The sequence below is a fragment of the Rhodococcus wratislaviensis genome (genome assembly GCF_900455735.1).
Classification (GTDB): domain Bacteria; phylum Actinomycetota; class Actinomycetes; order Mycobacteriales; family Mycobacteriaceae; genus Rhodococcus_F; species Rhodococcus_F wratislaviensis.
In genome coordinates, this window is sequence record NZ_UAUI01000001.1 from 736,275 (window position 1) to 750,536 (window position 14,262).

General features: G+C 65.4%; 15 protein-coding genes. 4 read left to right on the forward strand and 11 right to left on the reverse strand.

Annotated features, from left to right (window positions below; genetic code table 11):
- Positions 1–297 precede the first annotated feature (297 nt).
- A complete protein-coding gene (locus DTA22_RS03365) occupies positions 298–1,176 on the reverse strand; it encodes a dihydrodipicolinate synthase family protein (RefSeq protein WP_112298478.1) in 879 nt (292 codons plus the stop codon).
- A gap of 299 nt (positions 1,177–1,475) precedes the next feature.
- On the opposite strand from DTA22_RS03365, the gene DTA22_RS03370 reads away from it, so the two are divergent.
- A complete protein-coding gene (locus DTA22_RS03370; protein WP_245973492.1) occupies positions 1,476–2,171 on the forward strand; it encodes a response regulator transcription factor in 696 nt (231 codons plus the stop codon).
- 153 nt (positions 2,172–2,324) lie between these two features.
- Here DTA22_RS03370 and DTA22_RS36460 read toward each other — a convergent pair whose 3' ends face one another.
- From DTA22_RS36460 to DTA22_RS03420, 10 genes are all read right to left on the reverse strand, one after another.
- Complete coding sequence (locus DTA22_RS36460) at positions 2,325–2,471, reverse strand: hypothetical protein (protein ID WP_218027701.1); 147 nt, start codon at positions 2,469–2,471, stop codon at positions 2,325–2,327.
- A 333-nt stretch (positions 2,472–2,804) separates the two neighbouring features.
- Positions 2,805–3,248 carry a WhiB family transcriptional regulator gene (locus tag DTA22_RS03380; protein WP_322789930.1) on the reverse strand — a complete coding sequence of 148 codons (444 nt, stop codon included), beginning with the start codon at positions 3,246–3,248 and terminating at the stop codon, positions 2,805–2,807.
- Complete coding sequence (locus DTA22_RS03385) at positions 3,235–3,831, reverse strand: short chain dehydrogenase (protein ID WP_112298481.1); 597 nt, start codon at positions 3,829–3,831, stop codon at positions 3,235–3,237. The genes DTA22_RS03380 and DTA22_RS03385 overlap by 14 nt, the downstream gene beginning before the upstream one ends.
- A 528-nt stretch (positions 3,832–4,359) precedes the next feature.
- Positions 4,360–4,971 carry a transposase gene (locus DTA22_RS03390; RefSeq protein WP_112298482.1) on the reverse strand — a complete coding sequence of 204 codons (612 nt, stop codon included), beginning with the start codon at positions 4,969–4,971 and terminating at the stop codon, positions 4,360–4,362.
- 280 nt (positions 4,972–5,251) lie between these two features.
- Complete coding sequence (locus tag DTA22_RS03395) at positions 5,252–5,632, reverse strand: nuclear transport factor 2 family protein (RefSeq protein WP_112298483.1); 381 nt, start codon at positions 5,630–5,632, stop codon at positions 5,252–5,254.
- Between the two features lie 99 nt (positions 5,633–5,731).
- Entirely contained in the window at positions 5,732–6,343 is a 612-nt protein-coding gene (locus tag DTA22_RS03400) for a malonic semialdehyde reductase (RefSeq protein WP_112298484.1), read from the reverse strand.
- Between the two features lie 221 nt (positions 6,344–6,564).
- On the reverse strand, positions 6,565–7,728 hold the full coding sequence (locus DTA22_RS03405; protein WP_112298485.1) for an acyl-CoA dehydrogenase family protein: 1,164 nt from the start codon (positions 7,726–7,728) through the stop codon (positions 6,565–6,567).
- A gap of 144 nt (positions 7,729–7,872) precedes the next feature.
- Complete coding sequence (locus DTA22_RS03410; protein WP_112298486.1) at positions 7,873–8,514, reverse strand: 3,4-dihydroxy-2-butanone-4-phosphate synthase; 642 nt, start codon at positions 8,512–8,514, stop codon at positions 7,873–7,875.
- A gap of 78 nt (positions 8,515–8,592) precedes the next feature.
- Positions 8,593–9,090, reverse strand: a complete 498-nt coding sequence (locus DTA22_RS03415) for a flavin reductase family protein (RefSeq protein ID WP_112298487.1) — start codon at positions 9,088–9,090, stop codon at positions 8,593–8,595.
- Between the two features lie 221 nt (positions 9,091–9,311).
- A complete protein-coding gene (locus DTA22_RS03420) occupies positions 9,312–10,589 on the reverse strand; it encodes a PucR family transcriptional regulator (protein WP_112298488.1) in 1,278 nt (425 codons plus the stop codon).
- A 309-nt stretch (positions 10,590–10,898) separates the two neighbouring features.
- On the opposite strand from DTA22_RS03420, the gene DTA22_RS03425 reads away from it, so the two are divergent.
- The 3 genes from DTA22_RS03425 (at position 10,899) to DTA22_RS03435 (ending at position 14,182) form a co-directional block, all read left to right on the forward strand.
- Complete coding sequence (locus DTA22_RS03425; protein ID WP_037227239.1) at positions 10,899–11,471, forward strand: VOC family protein; 573 nt, start codon at positions 10,899–10,901, stop codon at positions 11,469–11,471.
- 61 nt (positions 11,472–11,532) lie between these two features.
- Positions 11,533–12,423, forward strand: coding sequence for a fumarylacetoacetate hydrolase family protein (locus DTA22_RS03430; protein WP_037227241.1), 891 nt, complete (start codon positions 11,533–11,535; stop codon positions 12,421–12,423).
- The gene (locus DTA22_RS03435; RefSeq protein WP_112298489.1) at positions 12,416–14,182 is read left to right on the forward strand and encodes an FAD-dependent oxidoreductase; all 1,767 of its coding nucleotides are present in this window, start codon (positions 12,416–12,418) and stop codon (positions 14,180–14,182) included. The genes DTA22_RS03430 and DTA22_RS03435 overlap by 8 nt, the downstream gene beginning before the upstream one ends.
- Positions 14,183–14,262: the final 80 nt, after the last annotated feature.

Consider the following 14,262-nt stretch of genomic DNA (forward strand, 5'->3'; position numbering starts at 1 on the left):
CGCGCATGGTGCATGACCGGTCCCGAGGCGATCGTGGTTGGACGCACCTCGCCATCGACGGCCCCGCCCAGCACCCGATGATCGAGAAACGCACTCGGTTCCAAACGGCATGACAAGTGCAAGACCAGCTCGCCGACAGCGAGATCCAGGCGCGGCCCAGAACACGCCCTTCATCTGCCGGTCCCGATAGGGCCGATTCGGATTCCCGAGTCGAAAAGGGGCGCCGATATCGATGATCGCCGGCCCCGTGTCGGAGCCGGCGATCATCGATATCGGCGGGGGCGTGAATGTCCCTGTTTACATTGCCGCAAGGGCCTTTTCGAGTTCGCGGAGGCGAGGACCGGTCAGGGCGGCACCGGGCGCCCGCTGCGGCCCGGCGGGATGACCGACCAGTTCCATCCCGGCTTTGACGGCCGCGGTGTATCCACCGCTGACGAGGGTGCTCATCACCGGGAACAGCTTGGCCCACAGCTTGCGGGCCAGCTCCAGGTCGCTGGCTGCGATGGCGTCGTATACATCGATCAGCTGACGCGGCACCACGTTCGCCGCACCGATGACCGAACCGGCGGCGCCCTCGAGCAGGGCGGCGTAGAAGAGGGTGTCCCAGCCCACGAACACCGACACCCTGTCCCCGAACTCGTGGATGAGCTGCGCCGCGGCGGTGAAGTCACCGCTGGTGTCCTTGACGTACTTGACGTTGGGAACCTCGTCGATCAGTTCACCGAGGATCTGCGGGGTCAGGTTCACTCCGGTCGCGGCCGGCAGGTTGTAGGCCATCACGGGGATCGACACCGACGCGGCGACGTCCTTGTAGTAGCTCTTGACCTCTTCGATGCTGAACGGCTCGTAGTACGGCGCCACCAGCATCAGTGCGGTCGCACCCGCTTTCTCCGCGTGCCGGGACAGCGCGATCGCCTCGGCGGTGCTGGTTGCACCGGTGTGCGGCACCACCGGCACCCGTCCTGCGGACTGCTCGAGCACCACTTCCAGGGCGCATTCGCGTTCGCCGCGGCTCAGGGCGAAGAACTCACCCGTCGAGCCCAGCGGAACGAGCCCGTGAATCCCGGATTCGATGGTGCGGTCGACCAACCGGCGCAGACCGGCCTCGTCGAGCTGCTGATCCTGGGTGAACGGAGTGGCGACCGCGGAGTAGACGCCCTTGAGATCTTCTGACATGGATACCTCCTGGAGAGCAAGTGACCCATAAATGGTAAATGCAACTTGCCAAAAACGGCAAGCATGAGATGTAATCGGGGTCACGACAGAACCGGGAAGCGTCTCCGACGGGCGGAGACGCCCCCGCAGGGCGCCACCGGCGCCCCCGAGCATCCGGAGTTCTCAGATGAATGTGACCGCACACGAACCCTTCCCGCCCTCCTGGGCCGTGCTGTGCCAAGATTTTCTTCGCGAGATGTGTTGCAGCATGCCGATGCAGATGTCGTCTCCGTTGATGCTTCCCGAAGAGGATCGGATCCGTGACTTGCCTCGAGACAGATGAGCGCACACAACCCTCGGTACTGCTGGTGGGCCTCGGGTCACCGAACCTGCTGAGCAAGCTCGGCGCCCACGGTCTTCGAGTGTCCTGCACCGACCTCCGCGACCTGACGCCGGGCAGGCTCGACGCACTGAGCCCCGATTTGATCGCCTATTTTCAACGCGAGGGGGTCGAGATCGTGTCCACGGTTCAACGGCAGCGACTCGACGGAGTCGGTGCCGGAATTTGTGTCATCAGCAGTACTGCGTCCAGCGCCGACCGCATCGCCATCCTCGATGCCGGCGCTGACGACCACGTGGTGATGCCCTGCACCGTTCCTGAACTCGCAGCGCGGTTCCGCGCTGTCCTCCGTCGGGTGCGCTGGGCACCGATCGATGACCTCGTCTTCCCTGAGTTGACCATCAGCATTACCGGGAGAACGGTGCACGCCAACGGCCGATGGGTCGACGTGAGCAGGCAGGAGTTCAGCGTCCTGGTCGTCCTTGCCAAGAATGTCGGATGCGTCGTTCGCCGCGAAGATCTCCTCCGCACGGTCTGGGCACTGCCGGTGTCGATGGCGGCACGGTCGAACGTGCTGAACGTGTGCATCAGCTCGCTGCGCGGCAAGCTCGAGGCGACGGGAGCCGGACGAATGATCCACACCGTCCGCGGCATCGGCTATGTCTTTCGGGTTTGAGAGGACGGGCCCGACACGAGGTCCAGGCAGTCGGGAGTTCAGGTGCCGGCACGGCGCACGGCCATCAGAGCGACCCACTCTCGCGCATGCCGATCGTGTGCACCGTGAACGCAGCGCGAATCTGCTCCAGGTCACGGGTCTCGAAAGCCTCGATCAAGGCGGCGTGCCCGCGTGCGCGCGTGCGGGTTCGGCGCGCGTGTACTGATCGTGCAGCAGCGCAATGGTGATATGCGCTTCCGTCACCGGCCACAGTCGCATCAACAGGTAGTTCTCCAACGCCGCCTGCATATCGAGCGCCATCCGCGTTTCCGCGATATCGAGCAGTGCCGCATGTCGAGCGAGGCCACCCGTAACCCCCGATAGGGCTCCTGGACGAGCAGGCCTTCCTGGGCCAGCTGACTCAGCGCCTCCCGGACATCGGACGACTCAAGTTCAATTCGAAGGAGGGCCGTGCCTCGGTGAGCCTCTCCCCAGGCTGCAGCGAACCGCGCACAATGGTGGGTTTGATCTGCGCGATCACACCGCCGCGAGGTGTGGTCGTGGCCACCGGCAGGAGAGCAGCCTCAGGGCGTTCCGGCATACATCCTCCTCGATACCGATGCTCGAGATACAACAACGCCCCGGCCGGGCTGATCAGAGCGATACCGACCGAGAATTCCGCGCCACCGCGAAACGCGCGCGGCGCTCACGGTTTCGCCGTTCCTGAGCGGTCATACCACCCCAGATACCGTGCCGCTCCTTGGTCCCCAACGCATAGTCCGCGCATTGACGCGCCACCGGGCAGACGTCACACAGTTCCTTCGCGGACCGTTCACGACTCACCCGAACATGTTGCGCTTCACCGTCTTGCGGGAAGAACAACTCGGTATTCGAACCCCGGCACGCCGAGAACTGCTGCCACTCGGCGTTGTCCCGATCTGAAGCGCCCGACACCGGGACCGGCAGGTGCCCGTGGACCGATTGCCCACCAGTTCGAACCGCCCATCCCGCCCCGCCGTGGACCGCACCCACACGCGAACCGTCCGACATCCGGTGATACCAAGAAGTACGCCGAGCCCGCAACTCAGTCGAGTTCATAGATGCGCCCCGTATGAACACCTTCCACCGACTTCACGAACGCCCGGGCAACCTCGGCAGCCGGCACCGGCGCGAATCCGGGAAAGAACTCGCCGTACACGTCGAGGGCCTCAGTGACCACCGTAGGGCTGACCGCGTTGATGCGGATGCCCCGCGGCAGTTCCGTCGCTGCTGCCCGCACAAAGGACTCGAGCCCTCCGTTCACGGTCGATGCCACGGCGCCGGAACGGATGGGCTCGCGGGCGAGAATGCCCGATACCAGCGTGAACGATCCGCCGTCGGCGACGAACGGGAGACCGCGCAGCACCAGGTCGACCTGCCCGAGCAACTTGTTCGCGATACCGGCCCGGAAGTGGTCTGTCGTCAGGTCTGCGAACTGCGGAAACGGCGTCGATCCCAACACACTGACCACCGCATTGACGGTGCCAACCTGTCCGTACAGGCGATCAATCGATGATCCGTCACCGACATCCACCCGATACTCACTCGTACGAGAGGCCACCAGCACCTCGTGCCTGCCCCTCAGCGCTTCCACGACGGCCGCGCCGACCTTGCCGGTACCGCCCGCTACGAGAATCCGCATTCCATCTCCTAACCGCAGGTTGTTTACCATTAATGGTACATCGAACTTACCTTTAGTGCTGATTTCTTCCTCACTCGCTACGGCATGAATCGATGGGTCTCGGTCGACCTGGCTGTCTTCGCGGATCCGCCGCCGGTCCTGTTCTTACGGATCGACCGAACAGCGGCTCATCGAAGCCACCCGGTCCATCTGTCCCTGACGTTCATTTACAGCAGTCACTCCACAGACCGGCAGCGACCTACGGACTCCTCGCCAGCGGAGGTCTGCAGGTCCGCCAGTGGCGACACTGATGGTCAGGCGCTCACTCCACTCGCCCGCCGGCACTGCGCCCACCAGAACGATCCGAAGCAACCATCCGTTCGCCTGGAGTGCGCGACCGTACCCGCAGCAGGGCGGAATCAGGTGTGATTGGAGGCCCCTTTACGCGTGATTACCCGCGTCAGTTTGGGAGCTACCAAGGCCCGCACCATTGCTCGCCATAGGTGAACACCCCTCCTCGGGGTGTTCACCCAATAGCGCCTCCGCGTGTCAAGCAGCCGTAGGTGGTGCGTGTTGTTGGTCCCTGCGCATCCGGCGATAGAGGACGTTCGCAAGGCGGCGTTTGAGTGCTCGCCGGGCTTCGGCTCGTGTCTTGCCCTCGTCGAGTTTGCGCTGGTAATAGACGCGGCCGGGCCCCGGGTCGCGGGCTCGGCAGACGGCGATGGTGTGCAGCACTGAATTGAGTTGACGATTGCCACCGGTGTTGAGCCGGTGGCGTGTGTTCTCGCCGCTCGACGCGGCGAGAAGAGCGGTGCCGGTGTAGCCGGCGAAGGGGTCGGCAGAGGGGAATCGGGTGATGTCCCGGATGTGGCCGAGGAGTTTGGCGGCACTGACGGTGTTGATTCCGTGAACTTTCTGCAGAGTCGTCGTCGTGGCGGCGACTGCATCGCGCATCTGAGCTTCGTTGGCTTTGATGCTCGAATCGATGCGCCGGAGGTCGGCAAGCACGTCCTTGGCCAAGTCCCGGCGGCACCATTTCACCAACGCAGTGGCGGTGCCTGCATTGACCACGAACCGACGGGACCCAACGGTGGCGCCGCTGCGGTTGACGGCAACTGCGGTGAATGACGACTTGTGCGGGTCGATTCCGATGATGACCACCTGGCAGTACTCCTTCTGTAGGCGAAGTCGAACGTGCCTGCGGTGAGCATCCTGACTTGAAGATCTCGTTCACGCCTCTGTCGAGCCACACCGCAGGGCGGGTGTCGACCGGCATGGCGCGCTATTAGTGAGCCAACCTCAAAAATGGTGGCATAGTGCCTGCGCCGATCGACACCCTGGACGCTACGAGACTGCAGATCCCAATCGCATCCACAGGTGATTCAACAAGTCAGAGCTTGTCGTGTTCACCCATTGGGCCCGCGGTCCGACTTGGGCGCTGCTATCGCGAGGTGCCCCAGGCAACGGGGCTGGGGTCCATGAAGATCAGATACTCGGTCACCTTGTTGTGCTCGACGCGGGTGCGCGTGACGGCGGGAAGGGTGAAGGATTCACCGTTCTGCAAGGTGTAGGTGACCTCGACCCGGAGCGCGGTGACGTTTCCCTCTGACCATTCTTCGATGATCTCGTGGCGCATCGACACCACCGAGTTCAGGTACTGCGCTACCCAGGTTTGGATGGCGCTCTTTCCGATGACGGGGGCGTTGTTGCCCATCCGGAAGACGCAGTCGTCGGAGAAGTAGTCGAAGAACGCGGCGATGTCGGTGTCGGCGGCTTCGAGAAGTTTACGGGTGGTCTCGACCTCGGTCGTGACTGCGGTCATCGCGAACTCTCTTTCTCTGGTGATGTGACGGGATGCCCCCGCACTGTGGGGATCGATCTGGACTCGATATGGGAACGATCGGAGAGCGGTCTACAGCCCTCAGGCCCAGCGCACGGTCTCTGAGGGGTCGAGTCTGGGGAGACGCTCGAAAAACGGGTTCTCGCCGGGATGTCCGATGTTGACGACCAGGATGGACCTCCAGGAGGTTCCGGACAAGAATTCCGCGTCTATTCCTGCCGGGTCGAAGCCTGCCATCGGCCCGGCCGCCAGGCCGGCGGCACGGATGGCGAGGATGAAGTACCCCGCCTGCAGGGCACCGTTGAAGTTGCCGGTGCGCTCGCGCAGCGCGTCGTTGTCCGCGAAGACATCACGGAGCTGTGGCCGGATGGGCAGCAGGCGGGGAAGGTGCTCGTGAAATTCGCTGTCGACCGCAACAATTGCGGTGACGGGCGCTGACGCCGTCTTCTCACGGTTACCCTCGTCGAGGTGTGCGAGCAGTCGGCGGCGGGCGTCGTCGGTGCGCACGAATTGCGCGCGCATCGGCTGGGAGTTCGCTGCCGTGGGCGCCCAGCGGGTCATTTCCCAGATCTGGGCGAGTTCGTCATCGTTGACCGGGGTCGGGGCGAAGTTGTTGACCGTTCGTGCGCCGCCGAACAGCAGGGCTCTGGCTGCGTCGTCGAGGCATTCGATCGTCGCGTTACTGCTCACCAATGCTTCTCTCCTGATCCTGAGCTGACGATGTCGATTCACCGACGTGCCGCTACGGACTGCTCGGTGGTCGCATCATTTGTGGCCATAGGGTCCCGAGTTCCGACGGTGGTGCCGCGGGAACGGGACCTGGGTACCTGCGCGGTTACTCGGTTGCCGTCCGAGCCTCGGCCGCGGGCGATCCGCGGCCGAGGCTCGGGAGGTGAGGACGTAGCCGCAGCCGGTCAGAGGAGCGGATCGGATACCGGAAGGTCGAGGGTGAACCGGCCGATGGTTTCCGAGGCCGTGTCGATGTCGAGGAAGGCGTGCACCGACAGCACGGACAGGTCACGGAAGAACCGCTGGATCGGTGCCGAGCTCCGATACCCGTCGCCGCCAATTCCGCGCACCATGTCGTTGAGGGCGTTGCGGGCCAGGTCCGCCAGATATGCTGCCTTCAGCTTCATTTCGGCACGATCGCGGGGGTCGGACTGCTCGGGTCGCTGGGCGGTGAGGCGTTCGAAGAAGGCGTCGAGGAGTGTTTCGGCGGCGTCCGCCGCGGCGAGCGCCCGGCCGAGCCGCATCTGGGCGGCCTGCTTGCCGGAGGCCTTCTCCTGGCTGATGGTTCCCTGCCGGTCCCGGGTGCGCTGGACGAACGCGTCCGCCGCACCGCGCAGGGCACCGACGACGACCGGGGTGACCTCGGCCATCGCGAACGGCAGGAACGGCAGGTGGTACATGGGGTTGGGATGGATCAGCTGCCCGGGAGCGGTACCGGCGAGGGCGAGGGCGAACGGCCCGGTGCGGTAGTCCGGGACAAAGACGTCGTCGACGCTGATGTCGTTGCTGCCGGTCCCGGACATGCCGGCGATGTACCAGGTGTCGAGGATCTTGACGTCCTCACGAGGCACCAGGAACCACAACGGGGTGGGGGCGCTGCCCTCCTCGAACACGACACCGGCGAAGGTGAACCATTCCGCGTGCACCGAACCGGAGTTCCAGGCCGTCTGCCCGGTGATGCGGTAGCCGCCGTCGACCTTCTGCACCTGACCGAGCGGGGCCGCGGTACCAGCGGTGAGGGTGTAGGGCTTGTCGGCGAACACTTCTCGTTGCGCCTGTTCGGTGAATATGTTCACCCGCCAGGCCGCTCCGATGTAGAAGGAGGTGACCCAGCCGGTCGACGGGCAGGCGGCGCTGATGGTGCGGACGATCTCGGCGGCGACGTCGAGTCCGAGTTCGAGTCCGCCGTACTCCTTCGGGGTCAGCGTGGCCAGGATTCCCGAGTCGATGAGGTCGGTGATCGTCTCGTCGAGGGGAGCACGGTTCTCCTCGGTCTTCTGGGCGCGTTCGGCGAAGGCCGGTACCAGGGCGTGCACCCGGTCCATGAGTTCGGTGCGGGTGATGTCCATTGTTTCCTCCGGTGTGTGAAAGTAACTGTTCGTGGCTGTGGGGGTGTAGATCGGCCCAGCTCCGGGCGTGCGGAAACCGCGCCTGGGGTGTGCGGATTCTGGTTGGTTCGGGTGTGCGTGTCGCGTGCGGCACCGCGGGGGGTATCAGCGAACGTTGCCCTTCAGGTTCGGGCCGGCGACGAGTGTCAGTCCGTACCGGCCGGCGAGGATTTCGGCGTCGTGTCGATCGCCGACGCTGGTCGGGTCGGCGATGCCGTCGAGGTCGGCGAACACCGCGCCCGAGTACGGGGGTTCAGCCGTGTCGGTGAGTGTGAGGGCAAGGGACGCGGTGGTCGCGCGGATCCGGAACTCCGTGGGTGTCACGCGCACCGGGACCAGGTGCCCGGGCCGGGTGAGATCGTCTGGCTCCGTGGCCGGGTCGGCAAGGATGCGGGCCGTGCGCGCCCGGTCAGCGCCGGAGATTCCGGTGGTAATACCGGCAGCGGCGTCGACGGTGACACATTGGCCGTGGCCGAGTGTGGAGATGGCCCGAACCCTGGGGGTCGCTTCCGGCAGGACGAGACGGTCACAGACACGTTCATGCAGTGCCACCTGCACAAATCCGGTGGTGTGGCGGATCAGGAAGGCCATCTGCTCGGTGGTCACGGCGCCGGCGCACCCCACGAGCACCACGCGGCGGTGATGGCTCAGGATGATCAGCTCGCCGTCGGCGAGTGTGCCACTACCGGCTGCGAGTGTCGACCATGACCGATGGTGCGAGGCGCGGGGCGCTAACAAGGTCGTCATGGCGTGCCTTCCTTTGCAGAATAATTCGGTGCTGCTGTCGAGTTGCTCTAGCCGCGGCGTAATCGAGGCCTGGCAGTGCTATGCGGGTTCGAGCGCCGAGTGCGTGCCGAATACGCGGCGGTGATAGGTGAGCGGCTCGCTGTAATTGTTCTCTGCCGCAACGACGTTGCCGAGCACGACCACATGGTCGCCGCCCTCGACAAACTGCTCGACGTGACAGGCGATCCAGCCGGCGGCGCCGGCGATTCGGGGAAGTTCGTGGTCGACGTCCCACCGCACGCCATGGAACTTGCCTATTCCGCCCTTCTTCGCGAACTTCAGCGCGGTGCCTTGCTGGTCGCTACCCAACACGTTCAACCCGAACTTCTTCGATGCCGTTATCAGTTCGAGCGTCTCCGATCCGCGGTCCAGGGAGACCAGGACCATCGGTGGTGTCATCGACAAAGAGGTGAAGGCGCTGACCGTGGTGCCGAAGGGCAGGCCGCCGTCCATGGAGGTCACGACGGCGACAGGAGTGGCCACGTGTGCCATCACGTCCTTGAACGTTTCCTGGACAGGACTCGAGGGGGTGTGCATCGAAAGACTTCCTTCTGTCGACTGCGGTTCTCACCGCGATTCCCCGCGGCTGGACGGAGTTCGTGTTCGGCCTGTCGGCCTCTCGATCACCAGGAGCTGGTGTGTCCTACACCACAAGTAGACCGCATCAGTGACCCAGTTCGCACTACTGCAGAGCCCAGCGTTGTCGCCAACTTTGGTTTCTGGACCAGCCGGGGATTCGGGCTATCGGCCTACGGTCGCTACCACTGAGCGATGGGGGCGTCTTTAAGCCACTCATAAATGCGGAGCGCGGCACGCAGGTCCGTAGTCGACCCATCCGAAGGCGTACACAGGCTCAAGGCCTTCTGCACTCGATAGGTCACCGTGTTCTTGGAGATGTGCTCTGCCGACGCGACTTTGGACAGGCTGTGGTCCATGTCGAGATAGAGGCTCAGGGTCGACCGCAGGTCGGCCATCCGGGGGTCGTCGCCGGCGAGCGGGCCGAGCAGACGGGAGGCGAACTGCACTGCGGCTTCCGGGTCGGCGAGCAGGAGCACTTCCAGGCCGATGTGCTCGTGACCGGTGGTGGTGGGTGGATGACCTACCCGCAGGCGAACCAGCCGCTCGACGGCCCGCGCTTCGAGGTGGCTTCTGCGGAATCCTTTCATCCCGGAGCCGAGTTGGCCGGCGACGACGAAGGTGTCAACGAAGTCGGGTAGGGAGGAGGTCAGGGCGCGGGTCGGGTCCGGGGTGATCGCCCCCCACGCCCAGATCGCCTGGAGACCGACGGGGATCACCAGTGATGCTGTCGGTGTTCCCCAATGCCGCAGCACCGGGTCGACGACGGTCCGGAGGTCGTGGTTCGAGTGCGGGCCGCTCCAGGCGATGAGGGCGACGTGATGGCCGCCGAGGGGATAGCCGAGGACCTGTTCGGCGTGGGCGGGTTCGATGGGGTCCGCGGCGATGATCTTGGTGACGAGGTCGAGCCGGGCCGCCGAGACCCCCGCCGCCCATGCGCTCTGCTCCTCGAGGAAGGCCGCGGCGGCCACCCCGGTGAAGTCGTCGAGCACCTCGAAAAGCAGCACGGAGATGCGGCGCAGCTCGCCGCTGCTCTCACTCGGCGGCAGCAGCCGGGTCGCCGCGTCGAGAAGTGCGGCCGCCAGCACGGCGTACCCGACGCGGATGGTCCGGAGCAGATCGTCGAGCTCCATGCCTCGGCGGGCGAAATCGCGGGCGATGTCCTCCACCTCGGCACTGGCCAGAGTAGATTCCGATTCGCCGATACCCGCGACCAGCGTCAGTGCCCGGAACACGGTCGCCGTGGTTGCTCGCCGAATCGCGTCCAGGGGTGGCGCTCCGTCGTCCACTGCGGGAACTTTCCGCGAGATCGTGGCGGCAATGTCTTGGCCCACTTCAACCGCCCAGGTCACCGCGCCGTCGCCGAGGGCGGCGCGAACGCGTTCGGCGTCCGGGCTGAGCCACTCGAGCTCCGGTTGCCGGGCCCGCGCTCCCGATAGTTCACCAGTCCAGTGCGGCACCCGACATCCTTTCCGACCACGTCAACGCTACAGCCCACACATCACCCAAATTGGGCTGTAAACCAATTTCCCTCGAAGTTCCTGTTCCCCAGCCACTAGCCATCCGCGATGGAATCTCGTGAAATGGGGAGACAACAACGTGACGGGGACCACAGCAATGGTCTCTGCAGGGTGCTCGCGGCAACGCGAGCTGTTATCAAATATAGCTCCGGGTAGGAATCCACCCTAGCTGTGGAACGACATTTCGAACCCGGGTCTCACACATCCCTCCCGGTCACCCGACCGTGATCGGTATCGAAGGAGTCAACGATGACCGCCACCCCTAAGTTCGCGCACGTCGTGCTGCAGACGAGCCGGTTCGAGGAGATGCGCGATTGGTATTGCACCGTGCTGGATGCGCACGTGGTCTACGAAGGGCACGGATTGTGCTTCATCACCTTCGACGAGGAACACCACCGGGTCGCGCTGCTCGGTGCCCCGGTGCAGCTCGAACCGCGCAATCCGGGTGCGGCGGGCATGCACCACACCGCCTACACCTTCGACACCCTCGACGATCTGCTCGATCGGTACGACTCGCTCAAGGAGAAGGGGATTGAGCCGAAGGTGCCGATCCAGCACGGGGTGACGACGTCGCTGTACTACCAGGATCCGGACGGCAACTTCGTCGAGCTGCAGATCGACAACTTCACCACCCCGGACGAGGCGACGGCTTACATGAACGGCCCGGAGTACGCCAACAACCCGGTCGGGGTGTCGTTCGTCCCGGAACTGATGCGGCAAGCACTGGTCCAGGGCATCCCGGTTTCGGAGATCACCACCCACTCCTGGGCCCTGCAGACGAGCCCGGACCTGCCCGACCCGATGGCAGCGTTGACCAGCTGACCGCACCCGAGCTCACGCTCGGCCCGACAGATCAGCACTTCCTCTCTCCGAAGGACATCTCATGCGTGTGGCAAACCAAGCCGGTCGGCTCCAGGTAGTGGCGGACGGCGTCGCCGTCGACGTCGAGACAGCCAGCGGGGGCCGCTTTTCCGCCGAACCCCAGCAGATTTTCGACCGGTGGGACGAGTTCACCTCATGGGCGGCCACGGTGGACTTCACCGACGGGGCACCGGTGGTGGAGTCGGAGCTGGGCGCCCCGGTTCCCCGGCCGGGTCAGATCTTCGCCGTCGGCGTGAACTATGCCGACCACGTCGAGGAATCCGGGCTGACCCTGCCCGACGCGCCGTTCGTGTTCACCAAGTTCCCGGCCTCGATCACCGGGCCCTACGCCACCATCGAACACCCCGGCGGGTCGGTGGATTTCGAGGTCGAACTCGTGGCGGTCATCGGTAAGGAAGCCCGACACGTTCCCGTTTCCGAGGGCTGGGAGTATGTGGCCGGGCTGACCCTCGGTCAGGATTTGTCCGAGCGGGAGCTTCAGTTGTCCGGTCCCCCACCGCAGCAGTTCGCGCTCGGCAAGTCGTTCGCCGGTTTCGCCCCGATCGGGCCGGTGCTGGTTACCCCGGATGAATTCGAGAACCCGGACGACATCGAGGTCAGCACGGTCCTGTCGGGCGAGGTGATGCAGAACTCGCGCACCCGGCACCTGATTTTCCCGATCCCGGTCCTCGTGTCCTATCTGTCGTCGATCGTGCCGCTGCGCCCCGGCGACCTCATTTTTACCGGCACCCCGTCGGGTATCGGCTTCACCCGCGATCCGAAACGGCTCATCGGTATCGACGACGAACTCGTCAGCCGCGCCGACACCATCGGCGAGATGCGGCACCGTTTCGCCGCCACCAACCGCCCACACCCACTCACCACTGTTTCCAGGAGCACCAGCCATGTCTGAGATCACCGTTCCCGTCCTCATCGTCGGCGGAGGCGGGTGTGGATTGACCACCTCGATCCTGCTGTCCGAGCACGGCATCGACCACCACCTCATCGAGCGGCACACCAGCACCTCCCACCTGCCCAAGGCCCACTACCTCAACCAGCGCACCATGGAGGTGCTGCGCCAGGTCGGGGTCGCGGACTCGATCTACGCGGTGGGCACCCCGCCGAAGAACATGGGCAAGACCCGGTGGGTCACCTCCCTCGGCGGCGACGGCGAACTGGACGGGCGCACCCTGTACACCCTCGAATCGTTCGGCGGTGGACGCCTCGAAAGCGCATACGCGGTCGACAGCCCGTGCCCGTCCACTAACTACCCGCAGATCCGGCTCGAGCCCCTCCTGCGTGAGCACGCCGAGAAGCGGGCACCGGACTCGATCCACTTCGGCCGCGAACTCGTCTCGTTCGAGCAGGACGAGAACGGAATCCACGCCGTCGTCCTGAACCGCGACACCCAGGAGACCTACACCGTCCACGCCCGGTACATGGTCGCCGCCGACGGCGGCAAGACCGTCGGACCCGAACTCGGTGTGAAAATGGAGGGCCCCACCGGGATCCTCGACATGGTCAGCACCCACTTCACCGCCGACCTGTCGCAGTGGTGGGAGGACGACGTCCTGATCACCTGGCTGCTCAACCCCGAGGGCGCCGGATCCTGGAACAGCGGCGCCATGGCCGCCATGGGCCCCACGTGGGGCAAGCACTCGGAAGAATTCGTCCTGCACTTCACCTTCCGCCCCGACGACCCGGCCCGGTTCGACGAAGAAGCCATCGTTCCGCGGCTGCGCGAGCTGCTCAAACTCCCCGACCTCGAATTGAAGATCCACAAGGTCAGCCACTGGATCCTCGAAGGGGTGCTCGCCGACAAGTACCAGGTCGGCCGGATCTTCCTCGCCGGCGACGCAGCCCACCGACACCCGCCCACCACCGGTCTGGGCCTGAACACCGCCATCCAGGACGCCCACAACCTGGCCTGGAAGCTGGCCGCGGTGATCAAGGGTGACGCCGCCCCCGCCCTGCTCGACACCTACGAGCCCGAACGCCGCCTCGTCGGCATGCGCAACGTCGACTGGGCCATGTTCACCTTCCTCAACCACATGGTCGTCGACGCCGGCCTCGGCCTGATCCCCGGCCAGCCCCTCGAAGCCCAGGTCCAGGTGTTCCGGGACTACTTCTCCGACACCCCGATGGGCGAAACCCGCCGCGCCCGCGCCGCCGAGGTGATCAGTACCCAGCGCACCGAATTCCAGGCCCACGACCTCGAAATCGGCTTCGCCTACCGCGACGGGGCCCTCGTCCCGGACGGCACCGAGGCACCGCCGCGCGACCCGATGGGGCACAACTACCACCCCACCACGCGCCCCGGGCACCGCCTGCCCCACGCCTGGCTCGAGCACGACGGCCGGCAGATCTCCACCCACGACCTCACCGGCAACAACGCGCACTTCGTGCTCATCACCGCAGCAGACGGAGCCGCCTGGTCCGACGCCGCCCTGCTGGCCAACGACAAGTTCGGTATTCAGATCAAGGTCGCCCAGATCGGCGCCGGCACCGACTACACCGACCCCACCGGCCGCTGGAGTGAACTCCGCCAGATCGACGACACCGGGGCGATCCTGGTCCGCCCGGACAACCACGTCGCCTGGCGCGCCGCCGGCGCCGCCGCCGACCCCGCAGACGAGCTCACCCGGGCCCTCGGCACCGTGCTCTCCCGCTGACACCACCGCACGAAACCCTCCCGCCACGGGCAGACCACGACACCACCTCTGCCCGTGGCGGGGGGGGAGCCGGAAAGGAC

Bases quoted from the DNA above. Each gene is read 5' to 3' on its own strand.
- DTA22_RS03405 (WP_112298485.1), bottom strand. From the start codon at position 7,728: ATGGACATCACCCGCACCGAACTCATGGACCGGGTGCACGCCCTGGTA.
- DTA22_RS03365 (WP_112298478.1), bottom strand. From the start codon at position 1,176: ATGTCAGAAGATCTCAAGGGCGTCTACTCCGCGGTCGCCACTCCGTTC.
- DTA22_RS36460 (WP_218027701.1), bottom strand. From the start codon at position 2,471: ATGGCGCTCGATATGCAGGCGGCGTTGGAGAACTACCTGTTGATGCGA.
- DTA22_RS03395 (WP_112298483.1), bottom strand. From the start codon at position 5,632: ATGACCGCAGTCACGACCGAGGTCGAGACCACCCGTAAACTTCTCGAA.
- DTA22_RS03415 (WP_112298487.1), bottom strand. From the start codon at position 9,090: ATGCACACCCCCTCGAGTCCTGTCCAGGAAACGTTCAAGGACGTGATG.
- DTA22_RS03430 (WP_037227241.1), top strand. From the start codon at position 11,533: ATGCGTGTGGCAAACCAAGCCGGTCGGCTCCAGGTAGTGGCGGACGGC.
- DTA22_RS03425 (WP_037227239.1), top strand. From the start codon at position 10,899: ATGACCGCCACCCCTAAGTTCGCGCACGTCGTGCTGCAGACGAGCCGG.
- DTA22_RS03380 (WP_322789930.1), bottom strand. From the start codon at position 3,248: ATGAACTCGACTGAGTTGCGGGCTCGGCGTACTTCTTGGTATCACCGG.
- DTA22_RS03435 (WP_112298489.1), top strand. From the start codon at position 12,416: ATGTCTGAGATCACCGTTCCCGTCCTCATCGTCGGCGGAGGCGGGTGT.
- DTA22_RS03385 (WP_112298481.1), bottom strand. From the start codon at position 3,831: ATGCGGATTCTCGTAGCGGGCGGTACCGGCAAGGTCGGCGCGGCCGTC.
- DTA22_RS03410 (WP_112298486.1), bottom strand. From the start codon at position 8,514: ATGACGACCTTGTTAGCGCCCCGCGCCTCGCACCATCGGTCATGGTCG.